Raw genomic sequence first — 19,539 nt, 5'->3', positions numbered from 1 at the left:
GGCGATGTCCGCTGGCCATTCGTGCCGCGTTAGGAGGCGAAGTCGTGCGCGATCAGCAGCGCCCGAAAGCCCTTGTGATGGCAGCGGCTTCAGGGCGTCGCGAAGTACCCGCTCCGCTACTGCGAGAGAGGCTCGTCGTCGTCTTTGTAGGAGCGGCTTCAGCCGCGACATCGGTGCCAGCGGCACCATGATCGCGGATGCTATCTGTCGCGGCTGAAGCCGCTCCTACAGGGGGCCTTCCATCGTTCGCTGGAGGCTCCCTTCCGTCGCGGCCAGTGGAGGGTGGAATCCTCCACTTCCAACGATGGTCGGCAAGGCGCTCTGGCCACTACAACGCGTCCAGAAACTCCCGCACCGCCGGTCCGAACCGCGGGAAATCCACCAGGAACGCGTCGTGCCCCTGCGGCGAGTCCAGGCCGATGAAGTGCGCCTGCGCGCCGCCGGCGCGCAGGCCGTCGGCGATCTGTTCCTGCTGCTGCACCGGGAACAGGATGTCGGTATTGGCGCCGATCGCCAGCGCGCGGTCGACGCGGATCGTGGCGATGCCGGCGAGCACGTCGCCGCCGGCGTATTCGGCCAGGTCGAACCAGTCCATCGAGCGGCTCAGGTACAGGTAGCAGTTCGGATCGAAGCGGCGCACGAAGCGCCGCGCGTGGCCTTCGAGGTAGCTTTCGACCTGGAATTCCAGGCCGAACGGATCGTCGTCGGCCTGGTCCGAATCCAGCCGCACGCGGCCGAAGCGGCCATCCCATTCCAGCGCCGAGCGGTAGGTGATGACGCCCAGCTTGCGCGCCATGCGCATGCCGGACTCGGGGTAGGTCGCCTCGTCGTAGTCGCCGCCGTTCCAGTTCGGGTCCAGGCGGATCGCTTCGCGCTGCAGCGAACGGATCGCGATCGAGAACGGCAGGGCCTGCGCGCTGCCGGAAATGTTGATGTGGCTGCGCGCCAGGCCAGGATGCCGGTGCAGCAACGCCAGCGCGGTCATGCCGCCCATCGAGTTGCCGATCACGCAGGCCAGTTGCGCGATGCCCAGCGCCCGCACCACCTGCGCGGCGGCGTCGGCGCCGTCCTCGACCGAGAGTTCCGGGAAGCGCAGGCGATACGGCTGGCCGTCGTCCGGATGCGGCGAGGCGGGGCCGGTGGAACCCTTGCAACTGCCCAGCGAGTTCACGCAGACCACGAACCAGCGCTGCGTGTCGATCGGCTTGCCGGGGCCGAGCATGGCGTTCCACCAACCAGGCGTGGGGTCGTCGGCGTTGGCCGCGGCATGCGCGTCGGGCGACAGCCCGGTGACGATCAGGATCGCGTTGTCGCGTTCGGCCGCCAGCGTGCCCCAGGTCTCGTAGGCGACCCGTGCGCCATGCAGGTGGCCGCCGCGTTTCATCGGGAACGGCGAGGGCAGGGCGAGGAAGCGGCTGCCGGGAGGAATGAATTCGGTCATCCGCCGATTCTAGCCGCGCGGCGGCGCACGCGGCGTGCGCACGCCGTGGTCCTGCTTTTGTAGGAGCGGCTTCAGCCGCGACATCGGCGTCGGGAGCACCGTGATTGCGGAAGTCATCTGTCGCGGCTGAAGCCGCTCCTACACGGGCGTGCGGCGTTAGGGCTTGCCGATCACCAGGTTCACTGGTGCGGTCGCCGGCAGTGTCACCGTCACCGGGGCCGATTCCAGGTCGCCTTCCTGGCGCATCGCGTTGCCGCTGCTGGACAGCCGCGCCAGGAGTTGCACCTGCTTGAGTTGCGACAACTTCTGCGTCGGCATCGGGCTGTCGGCATCGCTCAGGGTCACCCGCAGCGGCAGCGATTGCAGCGGGTGTTTCTGCACCGCGACCGGCATCGGCGGCCCACCCGGCACGCGCGCGATCACGAATACGCTGGCGTCGCCGCGCAGGCGCACGCGCGCGGCGAACGCGGGATCCAGCGACACCGCGACGGTCACCGTCGCCGCAGTGGCATCGGCGGGCTGCGCCGCCGACGGCGAGCCGGTGCCACCCGTGGGCGCGGCAGCGGCAGCCGCGACCGGCGCAGCCGGCGGCAGCGCCGGCAAGCCGGCATCGGCGCGGGCGGCGTCGATCTGCGGGCGCAGTGCGGCCGCGGTGGCGGCATCCACGCGCGGCAGCAAGGCTTCCCAGGTCGCGGCGGCGTCGGCGTTCTGGCCGCGTTGGCGTTGCGCGATGCCCAGGAACCAGGCCGCGCGCTCGCTCGCCGGCGCCACCTGCAAGGCGTGCCGCAACCAGGCGATGGCCTGGTCGTCGAAGCGGCGCTGCGGATCGGCCAGCGCGCGCGCTTCGGCCGCCTGCACCAGCCATTGCGGTTCGTCCGGTGCCAACTGCACCGCGCGCGCGAACGCGGCGGCCGCCTCGGTGGGACGACCCAACGACATCTGCGAGCGCGCCAGCAGCGCCCAGCCGTCGGCGCGGTTGGGATCCTTGGCCAACGCCGCCTGCAGTTGCGCCACGCCGTCTTCCAGGTTGCGCGGCGCCTCGCGGTTCTGCGCCTGCAGCGCGCGCGGCGTGCCGACCAGCGCGTACAGCGCCGCCGCCGCCACGCCCAGCGCCAGCACCGCGACGGCCAGCAGCGCGGTACCGCCACGGCCGCGCCGCAACGGCCACAGCACCGCGGCGAAGACCAGCGCGGCCAGCACCGCGGCGGCGGCATGCATGCCCCAGCTCAGCATCGCGTCACCATTCCTGTTCGTCCTGCGGCGGCACATCGGCGGCCGGCGCGCGGCGGCGCACCACCCAGGCCAGCAGCAGCGCACCGGCGCCGAGCAGCGCCAGCGGGCCGAACCACAGTAGCCAGGTGCGCGATTCCACCTGCGGGCGGTACAGCACGAATTCGCCGTAGCGATCGACCAGGAAGCGCTTGATCTGCGCGTCCGACTGTCCCTGCTGCATCAGGTGCAGCACTTCGCGGCGCAGGTCCAGCGCGATCTGCGCATGCGAATCGGCCAGCGACTGGTTCTGGCATTGCACGCAGCGCAGCTCGGCGGTCAACGCGTGGAAGCGCGCTTCCTCGGCCGCCGAGCGATACGCCAGCGGCGTCGGATCGGAAGCCTGCTGCGCGCCCGCGTGCGCGGCGCATGCGAGCAGCACCAGCAGCGCCAGCCCGCGCCAGCTCACGGCGCCGCCCGGCCCTGCTTGGACGACGGCGCGTCGCGTTCGGCCTTGAGCAGCGCCGGCAGCAGTTCGTCCTGGATGATCTGGTCGGTCAGCGCGCCCGAATGCTTCCAGCGCACCACGCCGTGCGCATCGACCAGGAAGGTTTCCGGCGCGGCGGCCACGCCCCAGTCGATCGCGGTGCGCCCGTCCGGGTCGAACAGCACCACGAAGAACGGATTGCCCAACTGCTCCAGCCAGCGCAAGGCGTCGGCGCGGGTGTCCTTCCAGTCGTAGCCGATCACCCGCACGCGCTTGGTCAGGGCGAAGCGGGTCAGCACCGGATGTTCCTCGCGGCAGGTGGCGCACCAGCTGCCCCACACGTTCAGCACGTACGGTGCGCCGCGCAGTTCGGCGCTGCGCACGCGGATCGAGCCGTCGTGCAGCACCGGCAGGTCGAACGCCGGCGCCGGCTTGCCGATCAGCGCCGACGGCAGCGCATCGCGATCGGCCACCCCGGAACGCTGCACCGCGTAGAACATCAGCGCCAGCAGGCCGAGGAAGAACAGGGCGCCCAGCACGATGGCGGCAAGCGGCAGGCGACGGGGAGCGGGGGCGGACATCAGGATTTCTCCGGGGAACGACGGAAGCGCCGGTCGGCGGCGGTGACGAAGCCGCCCAGCGCCATCAGCGCGGCGCCCAGCCAGATCCAGCGCACGAACGGTTTGACATGCAGGCGCATCGCCCAGGCGTTGCCGCCCAGCGGTTCGCCCAGCGCGATGTAGACGTCGCCGAACAGCCCGGGATGGATGCCGGCTTCGCTCAGGCTCTGGCCGCCGCTGGCGTAGGCGCGTTTTTCCGGATGCAGCAGCGCCAGCGGGCGATCGTCGCGCAGCACCTGCACGTGCGCGCGGTCGGAGACGTAGTTGGGGCCGCGGATCTGATCGATGCTGTCGAACGCGAAGCGATAGCGGCCCATCTGCAGGCTCTGCCCCGGGGCCAGCGCCACTTCGCGTTGCTGGTCCAGCGCTTCGACCAGCAGGGCGCCGGTCAGGAACACCGCGATGCCGGCGTGGGCCAGGGTCATGCCCAGCATCTCGGCGGTGAAGCGGCTGCCCTTGAGCTGCAACCGGCTCCACACGAAGCGCGCGGTGCCGAGCAGCACCCAGGCCGCGCCGGCGACGCCGGCGGCGGTCTTCCACGGCCCCTGCGGCGCCAGGAAGAAACCGAGCACGCCGGCCAGCAGCGCCAGCCCCGCCCACGGCGCCAGCAGCGCCAGCGGCCGCGACGGCTGCTCGCGCTGCCAGCGGGTCAGCGGTCCGAACGGCAGCAGCGCCACCAGCGGCGCCATCAGGATGACGAACAGGGTGCCGAAGTAGGGCGGGCCGACCGACAGCTTGCCCAGCCCGAGCGCGTCGGCCAGCAGCGGATACAGCGTGCCCAGCAGCACCATCGCGCAGGCGCAGGTGAGCAGCAGGTTGTTGGCCAGCAGCAGGGTCTCGCGCGAGGACGCGGCGAAGCGCTGGCGCGCGTCGCCGGCGGTCGCGGCGAGGCGGCCGCCGCGCAGCGCGTACAGCAGCAGTGCGCCGCCGCAGACCAGGCTCAGGAACACCAGGATGAACAGGCCGCGGCCGGGATCGGCGGCGAAGGAGTGCACGCTGGTCAGTACGCCGGAACGCACCAGGAACGTGCCCAGCAGCGACAGCGAGAACGCGGCGATCGCCAGCAGCAGGGTCCAGGCGCCGAAGCTGCCGCGCTTTTCGGTCACCGCCTGCGAATGCAGCAGCGCCGCGCCGGCCAGCCACGGCATGAAGCTGGCGTTCTCGACCGGGTCCCAGAACCACCAGCCGCCCCAGCCCAGTTCGTAGTACGCCCACCAACTGCCCAGCGCGATGCCGATGGTCAGGAAGCCCCAGGCCACGTTGGTCCACGGCCGCGTCCAGCGCAGCCAGCGCGCATCGACTTGGCCGTCGAGCAGCGCGGCGATGGCGAACGCGAACGGCACCGCGAAGCCGACGTAGCCGGCGTACAGCAGCGGCGGATGGATCACCAGCCCCGGGTCCTGCAGCAGCGGATTGAGGTCGCGTCCTTCCAGCGGCGCCGGCAGCAGCCGCGCGAACGGGTTGGAGGTGAACAGCAGGAAGGCGAGGAACCCCAGGCTGACCAGCGCCAGCGTGCCGAGCACCCGCGCCATCACCGGCGCCGGCAGGCGCCGCGAGCACAGCGCGACCGCGCCGGTCCACAAGGCCAGGATCAGCGTCCACAGCAACAACGACCCCTCGTGCGCGCCCCACACCGCCGAATAGCGGTACACCAGCGGCAGCAGCGAGTTGGAGTTCTCGGCGACGTAGGCCACCGAGAAGTCCTGTACCAGGAAGGCGTGGGTCAGCAGCGCGAAGGCGCCGGCGACCAGCGCCAGCTGCGCGAACGCGGCCGGCCGCGCCACCGCCATCCAGCGCGCGTCGCCGCGCTGCGCCCCGGCCAGCGGCACCACCGCCTGCAGCAACGCGGCGAGCAGGGCGAGGATCAGCAGGACCTGGCCAAGCTCAGGAAGCATGCAGCCGGGACTCGGGACGGGGGACGCGGTACGCGCAAGACCGATGCTGCGACGGCTGTGGCCCGATCGCGCACTGCGGCAGGCGCCGAGCAACGCGAGGACGGACGACTCCAGCGCCGATGCCCGGGAACGCCGCCGGGCCGCAGGCGTCTCGCCGCCGCTTGTCCGGGGCCCGGCGCGCGGGTCCCGAGCCCCGGCCCGCCAACGCCCTCACTGCATGGTCTCCACCGCATGCTTGCGATGCGCGCTGCCCATCTTGTCTTCCAGTTCCTTGGGCATGTAGGTCTCGTCGTGCTTGGCCAGCACGTCCTCGGCCACGAACACGCCATCGCGCATGCTGCCGGTGGCCACCACCGCCTGGCCCTCGCGGAACAGGTCGGGCAGGATCCGGTCGTAGCTGACGGTCAGTTGCGCATCGCCATCGGTGACCCGGAAGCGCGCCTGCAGCGAGCCGGGCGGACGCTGGAACGAGCCCTTCTCGACCATGCCGCCGAGGCGGAAGCGCGCGTGGTCGCCGGTCTTGCCGGCCAGCACCTCGGCCGGGGTGTACAGGTAGGCGGTGTTGCGCTGCAGGGCCATTGCCATCAGGGTGGTGGTCAGGCCCGCGGCCGCCACCAGCACCATCACCAACAGCAGCCGGCGCTTGCGTTGCGGGTTCATCGGCTCAGGTCCAGCGTGGCCGGGTCGGCCTTGGGTTGCTGCCGGCGCTGTGCGCGCAGTCGCGCCGCGCGCAGGGCGCTGCGCACCTTCAGCCGCGCCAGTACGAAGTCGGCCAGCAGCACGCCGGCGAACACGGCATAGGCGCCGACCACGTAGGGCAGGTAGTTCATGCGCGCGCCTCCGCCAGTTTCGTCACCCAGTCCTTGCCGGCTTCGCGGCGCAGGTTGTCGGCGCGCGCGCGCGCCAGCAGCGAGCCGGCGAACCAGAACTTGGTCGCGGCCACCATCAGCCACAACGGCGGCATCATGCTCGGGTCCATGCTCGACTTGCCGAACAACTGGATGGTCTGGCCCTGGTGCAGCGAGTTCCACCACACCACCGAGTAACGGATCACCGGCAGCAGCACCACGCCGACGATGGCCAGCAGCCCGGCCGCGCGCGCCGCGTTGCGGCGGTCCTCGATCGCCAGGTACAGGCCCATCACCCCGATGTACAGGAACAGCAGGATCAGTTCGGTGGTCAGGCGCGGGTCCCAGTCCCACCACGCGCCCCACATCGGCTTGCCCCAGATGCTGCCGGTGGCCAGGGTGATCGCGGTGAAGGCGGCGCCGATCGGCGCGCAGGCCATCGCCAGCACCTCGCACAGCTTGATCCGCCACACCAGCGCGATCGCCGCGTACAGCGCCATCAGCCCGAACACGAACAGGCTCATCCAGGCGCTCGGCACGTGGATGTAGAGGATGCGGAAGGCGTCGCTCTGCAGGCGGTCGGCCGGCACCACGAACAGCGCCTGCCAGATGCCCAGTCCGCCCAGCAGCAACGCGGCCAGATAGCACCACGGCGTCCAGCGCGCGGCGAAGCGGTCGAAGGCGGGAGGCGAGCCGAGTTGGTGGAACCAGCGGACGACGGAGGACATGCGGTCGATTCTAGCGGGCGAGGGCGTGCGACGGGTGCGGCGACAACGGTGCGACGATAGCGCAGGATGGTGCGATGGTACGGCCCGCGCCGCGTTGACGCTGCGCCAAATGCGCTCAGCTCAACGAGATGCGGATCGCCGCCGCCGCCGCCAGCGGCGCCAGCACCAGGCCCAGCACCAGCCCGGCCGCTAGCAGCAGCAGGCCACCGCCCGGATCCAGGCCCTGCGCCGCGGCCGCCACGCTGCCGGCGCCGAACACCAGCACCGGCACGTACAGCGGCAGCGCCAGCAGCGCGACCAGGATCCCGGCGCGCTTCATGCTCACCGTCAGCGCCGCCACCACCGCCCCGATCAGGCTCAGCAGCGGCGTGCCCAGCGCCAACGATGCCAGCAGCACCGGCATGCGGTCATGCGGCAGGTGCAGCAATTCGCCGAGCAGCGGCGTGGCCAGGATCAGCGGCAGCGCGGTGGTCAGCCAGTGCAGCAGCACCCGCACCAGCACCAGCCAGGCCAGCGGCACCGGCGCCAGCAGCCACTGTTCCAGCGAGCCATCCTCGGCGTCGCCGCGGAACAGGCTGTCCAATGCCAGCAGTCCGGCCAGCAGCGCCGCCAGCCACAGCGCGGCGCTGGCGACCTCGCCGAGCAGGCGTGGCTGGTTGCCCAGCGCCAGCGCGAACAGGGCCACGATCAGCAGCGCGAACAGCGCCGGCTGCAAGGCGTCGCCGCGGCGCCGCCACAGCAGGCGCAGATCGCGCACCAGCAACGCACGGGTGGCCTGCCACAGGGACGGAACGGGGGCGGCCAGGCTCATGCGGCGACTCCGCTCAGGTTCAACATGCGGGTGCGCACCGGCGGCGCCGCGTAGGCGCCGTGGGTGGTGACCAGCGCCGCGCCGCCGCTGCGCAGGTGCGCGGCGATCATCCGGTTGACCAGGGTGATGCCGTCCAGGTCGAGGTTGGCGTAGGGCTCGTCGAGCAGCCACAGCGGCGCCGGCGACAGCCACACCCGGGCCAGCGCCAGACGTTTCTTCTGCCCGGCCGACAGGTGCCGCACCAGGGTGTCCTCGTAGCCGGCCAGGCCGACGATGGCCAGCGCGCTGCCCGGCATCTGCTTGGCGCGGCGCCCTTGCAGCCCGCACAGATAGTGCAGGTTCTCCAGCGTGCTCAGGTCGGCCTTCAGCGCGCCCAGGTGGCCCAGGTAGGCCATGTAGCGCGCGCGGTCGCCGCGGCGCACCGCGTGCCCGTCGATCTCGATGCGCCCGGCCTCGGCGCGCAGCAGCCCGACCAGCACCCGCAGCAGGGTGGTCTTGCCGGCGCCGTTGTCGCCCTGCACCAGCAGCGCCTCGCCCGCGTCCAGGTGGAAGTCCAGCGGACCGAACACCGCGGCGTCGTCGCGGGCGAAGGTAAGCCCGCGCGCGGCCAGCAGCGGCGGCGGGGAATGCAGCGGATCGGTCATCGGCGAAAGAGCCGCGGCGGGATGGGCGCGGCGGCGGTGGGCGGTGGCGGCGGGAGCCGCGCATTGTATCGGCATGCGACGGTCTGGCGCGGCGGCGGCCGGCCTGCGCCGCCGCCGCGGGCGCCAGGGGGAACGCTGTTTTGCAGGCCGCCGCGGCATCGCCGGCCAGCGGCTTTGCGTACACTCGGCGTTTTCCCGTTGCCGTCGCCGCCGCATGCACCCGCAGACCAAGCTGCCCAAGGTGGGCACCACCATCTTCACCGTGATGTCGCAACTGGCCGCCGAACACGGCGCGGTCAACCTGGGGCAGGGCTTCCCCGACTTCGCCGCGCCGCCGCGGCTGATCGATGCGCTGGCGCAGGCGATGCGCGAGGGCCACAACCAGTATCCGCCGATGACCGGGGTGCCGGCGCTGCGCCAGGCGATCGCCGAGAAGGCGCTGCGCTGCTACGGCGCGCAGGTGGACGCGGACACCGAGGTCACCGTCACCAGCGGCGCTACCGAGGCGCTGTTCAACGCCATCCATGCGGTGGTGCGCCCGGGCGAGGAGGTGATCGTGCTGGACCCGGCCTACGACAGCTACGAGCCGGCGATCGACCTGGCCGGCGCGCGCGCGGTGCACGTGCCGCTGGATCCGCGGACCTTCGCGGTGGACTGGGAGCGGGTGCGCGCGGCGATCACCCCGCGTACCCGGCTGCTGATGCTCAACAGCCCGCACAACCCGTCCGGGGCGATGTTCGGCGCCGACGACCTGCGGGCGGTGGCCGACTTGCTGCGCGGCAGCGACATCTTCCTGGTCTCCGACGAGGTCTACGAGCACATCGTGTTCGACGGCCGCCGCCACGAGTCGGTACTGCGCTGGCCGGAGTTGCGCGAGCGCGCCTTCGTCGTGTCCAGCTTCGGCAAGACCTATCACTGCACCGGCTGGAAGATCGGCTACGCGATCGCCCCGCCGGCGCTGAGCGCCGAGTTCCGCAAGGTGCATCAGTACAACACCTTCACCAGCTTCGGCCCGGCCCAGCACGCCTTCGCCGCGATGATCCGCGAGCAGCCCGAGCACGACGAGCAACTGGGCGCGTTCTACCAGGCCAAGCGCGACCGCTTCCGCGAACAGTTGCTCGGTACGCGGCTCACCCCGCTGCCGGTGCCGGGCGGCTATTTCCAGTTGGTCGATTACTCGGCGGTCAGCGACCTGCCCGACACCGAGTTCGTGAAATGGCTGACCATCGAAAAGGGCGTGGCCGCGATCCCACTGTCCCCGTTCTACGAAACCCCGCCGCCCGGCCAGCGCCTGGCACGGCTGTGTTTCGCCAAGAACGAGGCGACGCTGGATGCGGCGATCGAGCGGCTGCGCGCGCTGTAGGCGCGCGCGGCCGCCGGGAATGGGGAAACGGGAATGGGGAATGGTGAAAAGCGGCGGTTGCGCTTAGCCTTTCCCCATTCCCCATTCCCCATTCCCCATTCCCCATTCCCCATTCCCCGCCATGAACGACCTGCGCATCTCCCTGATCCAAGGCGACACCCGCTGGCACGATCCGGCCGGCAATCGCGCGCACTACGCCGAGCTGCTGGCGCCGCTGGCCGGCGCCACCGACCTGGTGATCCTGCCGGAAACCTTCACCAGCGGGTTCTCCAACGACGCCTTGGACCGGGCCGAGGACATGGACGGGCCGACCGTGGCCTGGATCCGCGAGCAGGCGGCGCGGCTGGGCGCGGCGGTGACCGGCAGCGTGCAGTTGCGGGTGGCCGACGACGACGGCGGGACCAAGGTCTTCAACCGCCTGCTGTGGGCCACGCCCGACGGTGGACTGCAGCATTACGACAAGCGCCACCTGTTCCGCTACGCCAACGAGCACCAGCGCTACGCCGCCGGGCGCGCGCGGCTGTGCGTGGAGTGGAAGGGCTGGCGGATCAATCCGCAGGTCTGCTACGACCTGCGTTTCCCGGTGTTCTGCCGCAACCGCTACGACGTCGAGCGCCCGGGCCAGCTGGATTTCGACCTGCAGCTGTTCGTCGCCAACTGGCCGTCGGCGCGCGCGCATCCGTGGCGCACCCTGCTGCGCGCGCGGGCGATCGAGAACCTGTGCTACGTGGCCGCGGTCAACCGGGTCGGCGAGGACGGCAACGGCCTGCACTACGCCGGCGACAGCGCGGTGATCGACTTCCTCGGCCAGCCGCAACTGGAGATCCGCGAGCGCGAGCAGGTGGCCACCACCACGATCTCGGCGGCGGCCCTGGCCGCGCACCGCGCGCGCTTCCCGGCGATGCTCGACGCCGACGCCTTCACCCTGCACGAGTAGGCTGCGCTGGGAGCCGCAGGGCAGCCGCGGCGCAAGTGGAAATGTCTGCTGAACGGGCGCTCCGGCGCCCTGTTGCGTTGTCACGGCCGCCACATCGGCGCTGCTACGCTCGCGCCGTTCCCATCCATGGAAATGCCCACATGATTAAGTCGCTCTCTCTGTTGGCGCTGCTGGGCGCCGCCGCGCTCGCGCCGCAGGCCCAGGCCGCGGGCAACATCGATTGCAAGCTGTCGTTCAACCTGTCGGGCTGGTCGGTGTTCTACAAGACCGCCAGCGGCACCGGCACCATCACCTGCAACGACGGTGCGGTGATTCCGGTCAAGATCAGCAGCAAGGGCGGTGGCCTGACCGTCGGCAAGTCGAAGATCGTCGGCGGCCGAGGCACCTTCAGCGGCGCCTACAGCCTCAACGATCTGTTCGGCACCTATGCCGCCGCCGAGGCCCACGCCGGCGTGGTGAAGTCCAGCACCGCGCAGGTCGTCACCAAGGGCGATATCTCGCTGGCCCTGGCCGGCACCGGCGAGGGCGTGGACCTGGGCGTCAACGTCGGCAACTTCGTGATCGAACGCCGCAAGTAAGGCGCCACGGCTTTCCTCGCGACGCGTTGCGCGCGAGGGAGCAAGCGGCGAATTGCGAACCCAGGCGTAGTGGTGCGCCTGGGTTCGCTTTTTACGAATCGCCGAGCGTGCCGCGCTCGCGTTGAACGTCTCCGCGACTCGCCAACGTCGCGCTCCACGCCGTGCCGCAATCGAGCCGGCCCCGCCAAGAGGCCAGCTGCGTCCGCCCTGGTGCGTTTACTGCTGCGCGAACACCCAGGCCAACTGGCCGCGCTCCGGTTCCTTGGCCGCCAAGGCTTGTTTGTACAGCGTGCGTGCGGCCCAGCAGGCATCGTCGTCGTTGGCCTGGGCGATCTGCGGCAGCACCTTCATCAACCGCTGCTGTTCGTCGGCGGGCAATGCCTTGACCAGGCTGCCCATCGCCGCCTGCACGTCGGCCGGCGCCACCGGCTGCGGCGGCGTGTTGCTCAGTTGCGCGTTGGTGGCCTTGAGCGACATGTCGAACCAGGCGTCGATCTGCGCCGGCGGCAGCCTTTCCAGGCCCTGCAGCATCGCCGCGCTCATCGCCTGCGCGTCGTTCGGATTGCCGCCGCGCGCCAGGACCGCGCACTGCGGCACGTCCACCTTCTCGCTGACCGCGGCGAGGATTTCCAGGCGCTTTTCCAGCGTGGCGTGATCGAGCCGGGCGATGCCCTTCTGCGCCAGTTCGAAGCCGGCCTGCTGCGCCTTCGCCTTGTCGCCCTGCTTGAGCAGCGCCATGTAGCGCGGGTCGTTGACCAGCTTGCGCAACATGCGGTCGAAGGGCTCGTGCAGCGGCGAGCTCTTTGGGTAGGGGTTCTGCGCGGCGGCGACTTCTTCCTGCACCTTTTCCTGCACCTTCTTGCAGGCGCCCAGGCTCAGCACGGTGGCGATCAACAACGGCAGCAGCATCTTCCGTGACATGGAGATATCCCGATCGGTGGAGGCTGCCGCGGAAGTGGGCAGCCGAGGCGGTCTAGGATATCGGCTTCGCCGCGGTCGTGCAGCGGCGACAGGGGCATGCCCCCGTGCAGGGCCGTCGCGGCACAGCGTAGCGCCATGCGTGGCTGCAGGACCGGGACCGGTGGAACGTTGGTGCGCAGGCAGGCTTCTGCCGTGGCAAGATCGCGACGGATATCCGGCGCATGCGGCAGGCAGGAGGGACGAGCGATGGGCAGGATTGTGCTGGCGACGGTTGTCCTCCTGCTGCTGTCGGTGCGCGAGGCGCCTGCAGCGGAGCAGCACATGCAGGGTTGCGACGTCGACAGGACCAGGTTGCTGGCCCTGGATCAGCACCAGTTCGATCAGGAGGTGAGCGATGGCGGCGGTGGTTGGCGTGCCGTCGCGGCGCGTCCCGGCTGCGAAACGGCCGCTGCCGATCTGATTCGCGACTACAGGCAGGCGCATCCCGACGACCCGGGCCTTCTGTATTGGCACGAGGGCCAGTTGCGCGCCTTCGCCGGCGACTATCCGGCCGCGATGGCACTGATGCAGGCGTCCAAGAAGCCCGCGGCACAGGATCCTGCTGGATGGAATCCCTATGTCGACGCGACGATTGCCTTCCTCGCCCACGATGGAAAGGGTCTGGCGGCGGCGAAGAAGGCCCTGGACGCGGTCCCGCCAGCGCCGGACCTGCCGCCGTTGCACGACGGCTTCGTCGAGTTGCCGATGCAGAATGGGCAAATGCTCAAGATGCACTGGCCGCCCAATGCCGACGTGGTCGACGGATTGGTGCGGTGCATGGAGAAATCCTACGCCGTGGCTTACAGCCAGGGATGCCGGGCAGGCTCGCCTTAGGAGGGCATGTCATCGTCCCAACAGGCGGCGTCACGCTTGCAGGAGCGCCGTGCAAGCGCAAGGCAGGAACAACGGTTTGTGCCAGAGCGCGGAGATGACCCGCGCCGGCGCAAGCCGTTCGGGATTTGACGATGACGCATCCCCGTCGGCGCTGGTGCGGGACGCGTGGTGACCGCAGCGCTGCTCCGGTTGCCGCTGGCGGCATCGGCTCGCTAGCGCTTGCCTGCAATGTCTGTCGAGGCGCCCAGCAAAAAGGGCGCCATCTGCGCAGGCGCCCTTCGTGTCTGCATGGCCGGTGCTGAGCACCGGCCGGGGGACTCAGCCGCCGCCGCGCGGGCCGCGATTGCCGCCGCCGCCGGGGCGGCCGCCGCCACCCGGACGCCCGCCGCCGGGACGATTGCCGCCCGGACGGCCGCCGGGGCCGCGCTTCTGCCCGTCGGCGCGCGGGCCGGCCGGACGCGCCGAGCGCGGCGCGGCGCCGTAGGGGCTGAACCCGGGCGTGGCGTGATCGGACGGGAAGCTCGGCGCATTGCCCGGGTGCCCGTACGGATGCGCCTTGCGCTGACCTTGCCCCTGGCCCTGGCTACGGCCGGCACCCTGGCCAGCTCCCGCGCCGGCGCCGGCGGGACGCGGCTTGCCGTAGGGACGGCCTTGTCCCTGGCCGGCGCCGCCGCGCGCCGCCGGGCCGGCATTGCGGTGGCCGGTCGGGCCGGTGCTGACGCCATCGGGCACGTACCAGGTGCGGAACGCGGCCGGGTTGCCGTCCGGCAGCGGCTTGGGACCCTTCGGCGTGCGTTGCTTGAACGGCTTCTGCGCCTGCTTGGCGGCCATTTCGCCGCTGACGGTCAGGCCGCCGTGCGGCTTCTTGCCGCCGCGGCCGCGGCCGCGGTCCTCGCGGAAATTGTCGAAGCGGCGCAGCTCGCGGCCTTCGTCGGCGGTGTTGTGGCCGTTGACGTAGGCGTTGCCGCCGCGGCCGACCTGCACCGTGGCCTTGGCCGCCTTGCGCTGGCCGATCACCGGCTGCAGGGTCAGCGCCGACGGCGTGCCTTCCTCCAGCTTCAGCTCGGCGCGCAGCGCCTCGACCTTGTCCTGCGCCAGTTCGATCGAGTGCCCGCGCAGCAGTTCGCGCGGCAGCGCGATCTTGCCGTAGCGGGTGCGCTTGAGGCGGCTGACCTGGCAGCCCTGCGATTCCCACAGCCGGCGCACTTCGCGGTTGCGGCCTTCCTTGACCACCACCCGGAACCAATCGTGCGAATCGGTGCCGCCGATGCGCTCGATCTCGTCGAACTTGGCGCCGCCGTCTTCCAGCAGCACGCCGCGCGACAGGCGCTCGATCATGCTGTCCGGCACCTTCTCCTCGCCTTCCGGGGCGCGCACGCGCACCACGTACTCGCGCTCGATCTCGTAGGAGGGGTGCATCATCGCGTTGGCCAGTTCGCCGTCGGTGGTGAGCAGCAGCAGGCCGGTGGTGTTGATGTCCAGGCGCCCGATCGCGATCCAGCGCGAGCCCTTCAGCGCCGGCAGCGCCTCGAAGATGGTCGGGCGGCCTTCGGGATCCTCGCGCGTGGTCACTTCGCCTTCGGGCTTGTTGTAGATCAGCACGCGCGCCGGCTCGGTCAGCGCGCTGGCGACGAAGCTGCGGCCGTCCAGTTCGATCTTGTCGCCGCTCTTGACCGACATGCCGGTCTGCGCGACCTCGCCGTTGACCTTGACCAGGCCGTCGGCGATGCGCTGCTCCAGCGCGCGGCGCGAGCCCAGCCCGGCCTGCGCCAGGACCTTGTGCAGGCGTTCTTCCAGTTTCGGCTGCTCGGCGGCATCGCGCTTGAGCGAGAGCTTGTTCAACGACAGCTTGCGGGAGGTGTCACTCATTCACTTGGCTCCGGCCGGCGCGGATCGCGTCGGCCTGTGGTTCGGAATCGGCATCGTCAACAGCCACGGTCGTCGTCGCGACGGCGTTGTCTTCGGCTTCGTTCGCATCCGCCGCGCGCTCTCCCGGCGCGGCTTCGGGTTCGCCCGTCGGGGCGGTGTCGGGAGATGCGACAACCGCCGGGGAGGCGGGGTCCGCATCGCGTGTGGCGTCGGTGGTGGCGCCGGGCGCCGCGGTGGCGTCGCCTGTGGTCTCTGGCGCGGCGTCGGCGTCGGCGTCGGCCTGGTCGGCTTCGTCCGTGTCCGCGTCGCTCGCTGCGGCGAGTTCGTCCTCGGCGTCGGTCGCGGTGCCGAGGGGGCCGGTGCCCTCGGCGGCGTCGGCGTCTGTCGGTGCGGTACCCGCATCCGCGCCGTCCGCGCCGGCCTGGGCGATGTCGCCGACCGGCAGCGTGTCGCGGTCCAACTGCAGTTGCGGTTCCAGCTCGCCGATGTCCTTCAGTTCCGACAAGGGCGGCAGTTCGTCCAGGCGCTTGAGCCCGAAGTAGTCCAGGAAGCCCTTGGTGGTGCCGAACAGCGCCGGCTTGCCGGGCACGTCGCGGTGGCCGACCACGCGGATCCACTCGCGTTCTTCCAGCGCCTGGATGATGTTGCTGCTGACCGCCACGCCGCGCACCTGCTCGATCTCGCCGCGGGTGATCGGCTGGCGGTAGGCGATCAGCGCCAGCGTCTCCAGCGTGGCGCGGGTGTAGCGGGTCTTGCGCTCGGTCCACAGCCGCGCCACCCACGGGTGGACCTCGCTGCTGACCTGGTAGCGGAAGCCCGAGGCCACTTCCACCAGTTCCACGCCGCGGCCGGCGCAGGCCTCGCGCAACTGTTCCAGCGCGCGCTCGATGCTGCCCGGCGGGGCCGGCTCGTCCTCGGGGAACAGGCCGTGCAGCTGGGCCAGCGGCAGCGGTTGGTTGGCGGCGAGCAGGGCGGCCTCGACGATGCGGTTGATCAGCGCTTGATCCATGCGTGGGAGGGTCTTGGTGGACTCAGGTGGGGTCGTTGGCGGCGTCGCTGTCGTCGAATTCGCTGTTGAACTGCAGCGGCGCGTTGGTGTTGCCCAGTGCCAGCGACTTGACGTAGATCGGCGCCATCGGCAGGCGTTCGCCGTCGCGCACGACGTGCTCCATCGGCTCCTGGACGATGTCCAGCAGTTGCTCCTTGGCCAGCTCCAGCAGGGCCAGGAAGGTGACCAATACGCCGAGCTTGCCTTCCTCGGCGTTGAACAGCGATTCGAAGCGGTAGAAGCGGCCGTCGTCCAGCCGGCTCAGCACATCGCCCATCCGCTGCCGCACGCTCAGCGCCTCGCGCTTGATCGCGTGGCCGCTGAACAGTTCGGCGCGCTTGAGCACGTCGTACAGCGCCAGCAGCATTTCCTTCAGCTCCACCGGCGGCGGCAGCTTGACCGCGGCGCGGTCCGGCACGTGGGCGTGCGCCGGGGTGGTGTCGCGATCCTGCCGCGGCAGCGCGTCGATGTCCTCGGCGGCCTGCTTGAAGCGTTCGTACTCCTGCAAGCGGCGGACCAGTTCGGCGCGCGGATCGGATTCCTCGCCGTCTTCCGCCGGCGGCCGCGGCAGCAGCATGCGCGACTTGATCTCGGCCAGGATCGCGGCCATCACCAGGTACTCGGCCGCCAGTTCGAAGCGCAGCTCCTGCATCACGTTGATGTAGTCCACGTACTGCCGGGTGATCTCGGCGACGGGGATGTCCAGGATGTCCAGGTTCTGCCGGCGGATCAGGTACAGCAGCAGGTCCAGCGGGCCTTCGAACGCATCCAGGATCACTTCCAGCGCGTCCGGCGGGATGTACAGGTCCTGCGGGATCTGCAGCACCGGCTGCCCATGCACCACCGCCAGCGGCATTTCCTGCTGCTGTGGGGCGGTCGGCTGGGTTGGCGGGTTCGCGGCGAGCGCGAGTTCGGAGGTCATCGGTCGGACATCAGGTGTTGCGGTAGCGAAAGGCCGGCAGGGGCGGTCCGGCTCGGCGCTTGCCTACCGCGGTTCACGTCGCGTCGTTGCCGCAACGCGATCCACTTCAACAGGACACAAGGCGTACGCCGCACGCGTCGCGGCGACGGGACAGCTTGAGGAGGACGTCTGCGCGGGCGGGTATCGGGCAGCGAATCGGTCGTCGGAAGGGGCTGGGGCGCCAATCACCGACGGGCCGCTGCATCCGGCCGCGTGCAATGGAACCAAGGGTAATGCGCCTGCCGGGTCGGTGTCCAGCGCCGTGGCGCTAGAATTGCGCGGGGTTCATGTGCGCAACGAAGGGCAGGGTGGCGGTATGTGGTATGTGATCGAGGGATACGACGGCGCCGATGCGCTGCCGCGGCGCGCGGCGGCGCGGCCGGCGCACCTGGCGCGGCTGGTGGCGCTGCAGGAGGCCGGACGCCTGCTGCTGGCCGGTCCGTGCCCGGCCATCGACGCCGAGGACCCGGGCCCGGCCGGCTTCAGCGGCAGCCTGGTGGTGGCCGAATTCGCGTCGCTGACGCAGGCGCGTGACTGGGCCGAGGCCGACCCGTACGTGGCCGCCGGCGTGTATGCGCGGGTCGAGGTACGGCCGTTCCGGAAGACCTTGCCATGAGCGCGCCTGTCCAGGACGGCACCGCGACGGGCCGGGTGGGGCGCATCCGCGCCGCGCTGCAGGCCGCCTTCGCGCCGCAGGCGCTGGAGGTGGAGGACGACAGCCACCGCCATGCCGGCCATGCCGGCGCGCGCGACGGGCGCGGCCATTTCAATGTCCGCATCGTCAGCGTCGCGTTCGCCGGGATGGCGCCGCTGGCCCGGCACCGGGCGGTCTATGCCGCGCTCGGCGAGATGATGCAGACCGATATCCATGCGTTGTCGATCCGCGCCGAGGCGCCGCCCGGCGGCGCCTGACGGTGGCCGGGTCGCGTTGGCCCCCGGGCGACGCGTGCCGGGTTTGCGGCTGCGGATGTGGCGGAACGACGGATCGCGGGTTGCGCTGTCCGGGCAATTGAAATTGGGGTGCAGAGCGGAATTTGCCCTTGAATTATGTTGCGACGCATCATGAATCGGGCGATTTCGTGATAATCCAAGTCGTTGAATCATAAGTTTTTTATTGGAAAAATAACAAAAGGCTTCTGCCTCGCGCTGAAAACGATTACAGTCCGCGCCAGTTTCTCAATGTCTCTGCCGCGGAGGGCGGCACGATGGCGAAGAGCGCGGTCACCATCAAGGATGTCGCACGCGAGGCCCGGGTATCCGTGGCCACGGTGTCGCGTGCGCTCAACGGCCACGAGAACGTCGCCGAGCCGGTCCGCACCCTGGTGCTGGAGGTGGCCGAGCGCTTGCGCTACAGCCCGCACGCGGCCGCGCGCAGCCTCAGCAGCCGCCACACCCAGACCATCGGCGTGGTGCTGCCGGACCTGTACGGCGAGTTCTTCTCCGAACTGATCCGCGGCATCGACGGCGCCGCGCGCGCGCGCCGCCAGCACCTGCTGGTGTCCAGCTACCACGGCGACCCGGAAGAGCAGGGCCGCGCGCTGCGCGCGATGCGCGGGCGCGTGGACGGCCTGCTAGTGCTGTCGCCCTACGCCGAGCGCCCGGGCTTCTTGACCGACAACCTGCCGCAGGCCTTGCCGACGGTGCTGATCAACACCCATCTGCCCGACGGCGGCTATCCGGTGCTGAGCATCGACGACCATGCCGGCGCGGTGGCGATGACCGAGCATCTGCTGGCGATGGGCCACCGCCGCATCGCCTTCGTCGGCGGCCCGGATCTCAACTTCGATGCGCGCGAGCGCCTGCGCGGATTCCGCGACGTCATCGCCGCGCATCCGGGCGTGGCCGAAGGCCTGGAGTTTCCGGGCGAGTTCGACGAGGCCTCGGGCCATCGCGCGGGGCAGGCGATGCTGCAGGCCGGCGTGCTGCCGGACGCGGTGTTCGCCGCCAACGACATGACCGCGCTCGGCTGCCTGTACGCCTTCGCCCAGGCCGGCGTGCGCGTGCCCGACGACGTCGCCCTGGCCGGCTTCGACGACATTCCGCTGGCGCGTTTCGTTCACCCATCCCTCACCACCATGCAGGTGAGTATCGCCGGCCTCGGCGAGCAGGCGATGCGGCGCCTGCTGCAGCTGATCGATCAACCCGGCAACGACGCGGGGCTGCGGCAGACGCTGACGCCGCTGCTGGTCGTGCGCGATTCGAGCCGCAACGTGAGCAAGGAGTAATCAGGAGGAAACCCCGCGGCCAGCGCGCCGCGCCTGTTTGTCGCTGTCCATTCGTCGCAATCACTTGTTGCACTTTTCTCC

The 19,539-nt window shown here is 70.7% G+C and carries 21 protein-coding genes; 7 read left to right on the top strand and 14 right to left on the bottom strand.

What is annotated here, in order from left to right:
* Positions 1-328 precede the first annotated feature (328 nt).
* The 10 genes from metX to ccmA all read right to left on the bottom strand — a co-directional run bounded on the left by metX (position 329) and on the right by ccmA (position 8,683).
* Positions 329-1,441: a homoserine O-acetyltransferase MetX gene (gene metX, locus AB3X07_RS13375; RefSeq protein ID WP_369939090.1), complete on the bottom strand. Its 1,113-nt coding sequence runs from the start codon at positions 1,439-1,441 to the stop codon at positions 329-331.
* Positions 1,442-1,597: 156 nt separating this feature from the next.
* Positions 1,598-2,674, bottom strand: coding sequence for a tetratricopeptide repeat protein (locus AB3X07_RS13370; RefSeq protein ID WP_369939089.1), 1,077 nt, complete (start codon positions 2,672-2,674; stop codon positions 1,598-1,600).
* A 4-nt stretch (positions 2,675-2,678) separates the two neighbouring features.
* Complete coding sequence (locus AB3X07_RS13365; RefSeq protein ID WP_369939088.1) at positions 2,679-3,119, bottom strand: cytochrome c-type biogenesis protein; 441 nt, start codon at positions 3,117-3,119, stop codon at positions 2,679-2,681.
* The gene (locus AB3X07_RS13360; RefSeq protein WP_369939087.1) at positions 3,116-3,718 is read right to left on the bottom strand and encodes a DsbE family thiol:disulfide interchange protein; all 603 of its coding nucleotides are present in this window, start codon (positions 3,716-3,718) and stop codon (positions 3,116-3,118) included. Before AB3X07_RS13360 ends, AB3X07_RS13365 begins: the two co-directional genes overlap by 4 nt.
* Entirely contained in the window at positions 3,718-5,652 is a 1,935-nt protein-coding gene (locus AB3X07_RS13355) for a heme lyase CcmF/NrfE family subunit (protein ID WP_369939086.1), read from the bottom strand. The genes AB3X07_RS13360 and AB3X07_RS13355 overlap by 1 nt, the downstream gene beginning before the upstream one ends.
* A 210-nt stretch (positions 5,653-5,862) precedes the next feature.
* Positions 5,863-6,312: a cytochrome c maturation protein CcmE gene (gene ccmE, locus AB3X07_RS13350; protein ID WP_369939085.1), complete on the bottom strand. Its 450-nt coding sequence runs from the start codon at positions 6,310-6,312 to the stop codon at positions 5,863-5,865.
* A complete protein-coding gene (ccmD, locus tag AB3X07_RS13345) occupies positions 6,309-6,482 on the bottom strand; it encodes a heme exporter protein CcmD (RefSeq protein ID WP_369939084.1) in 174 nt (57 codons plus the stop codon). The genes ccmE and ccmD overlap by 4 nt, the downstream gene beginning before the upstream one ends.
* Complete coding sequence (gene ccmC / locus AB3X07_RS13340; RefSeq protein WP_369939083.1) at positions 6,479-7,228, bottom strand: heme ABC transporter permease CcmC; 750 nt, start codon at positions 7,226-7,228, stop codon at positions 6,479-6,481. The genes ccmD and ccmC overlap by 4 nt, the downstream gene beginning before the upstream one ends.
* Before the next feature lie 115 nt (positions 7,229-7,343).
* Positions 7,344-8,039, bottom strand: a complete 696-nt coding sequence (ccmB, locus tag AB3X07_RS13335) for a heme exporter protein CcmB (protein ID WP_369939082.1) — start codon at positions 8,037-8,039, stop codon at positions 7,344-7,346.
* Entirely contained in the window at positions 8,036-8,683 is a 648-nt protein-coding gene (gene ccmA, locus AB3X07_RS13330; RefSeq protein ID WP_369939081.1) for a heme ABC exporter ATP-binding protein CcmA, read from the bottom strand. Before ccmA ends, ccmB begins: the two co-directional genes overlap by 4 nt.
* A gap of 214 nt (positions 8,684-8,897) precedes the next feature.
* Between ccmA and AB3X07_RS13325 the strand changes: the two genes are divergently transcribed.
* The 3 genes from AB3X07_RS13325 to AB3X07_RS13315 all read left to right on the top strand — a co-directional run bounded on the left by AB3X07_RS13325 (position 8,898) and on the right by AB3X07_RS13315 (position 11,561).
* The gene (locus tag AB3X07_RS13325) at positions 8,898-10,046 is read left to right on the top strand and encodes a pyridoxal phosphate-dependent aminotransferase (protein WP_369939080.1); all 1,149 of its coding nucleotides are present in this window, start codon (positions 8,898-8,900) and stop codon (positions 10,044-10,046) included.
* A gap of 121 nt (positions 10,047-10,167) precedes the next feature.
* Positions 10,168-10,983 (top strand): amidohydrolase, encoded by an 816-nt coding sequence (locus AB3X07_RS13320; RefSeq protein ID WP_369939079.1) that lies wholly within the window; start codon positions 10,168-10,170, stop codon positions 10,981-10,983.
* Between the two features lie 140 nt (positions 10,984-11,123).
* Positions 11,124-11,561: a hypothetical protein gene (locus tag AB3X07_RS13315; RefSeq protein WP_369939078.1), complete on the top strand. Its 438-nt coding sequence runs from the start codon at positions 11,124-11,126 to the stop codon at positions 11,559-11,561.
* Positions 11,562-11,777: 216 nt separating this feature from the next.
* On the opposite strand, the gene AB3X07_RS13310 is transcribed toward AB3X07_RS13315, so the two are convergent.
* A complete protein-coding gene (locus AB3X07_RS13310) occupies positions 11,778-12,482 on the bottom strand; it encodes a hypothetical protein (protein WP_369939077.1) in 705 nt (234 codons plus the stop codon).
* Positions 12,483-12,728: 246 nt separating this feature from the next.
* On the opposite strand from AB3X07_RS13310, the gene AB3X07_RS13305 reads away from it, so the two are divergent.
* Positions 12,729-13,355: a hypothetical protein gene (locus AB3X07_RS13305; protein WP_369939076.1), complete on the top strand. Its 627-nt coding sequence runs from the start codon at positions 12,729-12,731 to the stop codon at positions 13,353-13,355.
* A gap of 318 nt (positions 13,356-13,673) precedes the next feature.
* Here the strand turns inward: AB3X07_RS13305 and AB3X07_RS13300 are convergent, their stop codons facing one another.
* From AB3X07_RS13300 to AB3X07_RS13290, 3 genes are read right to left on the bottom strand one after another with little or no spacing between them, the layout of a single operon-like run.
* Positions 13,674-15,224 (bottom strand): pseudouridine synthase, encoded by a 1,551-nt coding sequence (locus AB3X07_RS13300; protein WP_369939075.1) that lies wholly within the window; start codon positions 15,222-15,224, stop codon positions 13,674-13,676.
* Positions 15,217-16,233, bottom strand: coding sequence for an SMC-Scp complex subunit ScpB (gene scpB, locus AB3X07_RS13295; protein ID WP_369939074.1), 1,017 nt, complete (start codon positions 16,231-16,233; stop codon positions 15,217-15,219). The genes AB3X07_RS13300 and scpB overlap by 8 nt, the downstream gene beginning before the upstream one ends.
* A gap of 22 nt (positions 16,234-16,255) precedes the next feature.
* Positions 16,256-17,194 carry a segregation and condensation protein A gene (locus AB3X07_RS13290; RefSeq protein ID WP_369939073.1) on the bottom strand — a complete coding sequence of 313 codons (939 nt, stop codon included), beginning with the start codon at positions 17,192-17,194 and terminating at the stop codon, positions 16,256-16,258.
* A gap of 355 nt (positions 17,195-17,549) precedes the next feature.
* On the opposite strand from AB3X07_RS13290, the gene AB3X07_RS13285 reads away from it, so the two are divergent.
* The 3 genes from AB3X07_RS13285 to AB3X07_RS13275 all read left to right on the top strand — a co-directional run bounded on the left by AB3X07_RS13285 (position 17,550) and on the right by AB3X07_RS13275 (position 19,458).
* A complete protein-coding gene (locus AB3X07_RS13285) occupies positions 17,550-17,849 on the top strand; it encodes a YciI family protein (protein WP_369939072.1) in 300 nt (99 codons plus the stop codon).
* Positions 17,846-18,145, top strand: a complete 300-nt coding sequence (locus AB3X07_RS13280) for a BolA family protein (protein ID WP_369939071.1) — start codon at positions 17,846-17,848, stop codon at positions 18,143-18,145. The genes AB3X07_RS13285 and AB3X07_RS13280 overlap by 4 nt, the downstream gene beginning before the upstream one ends.
* Before the next feature lie 293 nt (positions 18,146-18,438).
* Complete coding sequence (locus AB3X07_RS13275; RefSeq protein WP_369939070.1) at positions 18,439-19,458, top strand: LacI family DNA-binding transcriptional regulator; 1,020 nt, start codon at positions 18,439-18,441, stop codon at positions 19,456-19,458.
* Positions 19,459-19,539 lie beyond the last annotated feature (81 nt).

It is taken from the genome of Xanthomonas sp. DAR 35659 (assembly GCF_041242975.1).
In the GTDB taxonomy this organism is placed as follows: Bacteria; Pseudomonadota; Gammaproteobacteria; order Xanthomonadales; family Xanthomonadaceae; genus Xanthomonas_A; species Xanthomonas_A medicagonis.
The sequence above is the reverse complement of the archived record's forward strand: the minus strand, read 5'-3'. Positions and strand labels throughout refer to the sequence as shown.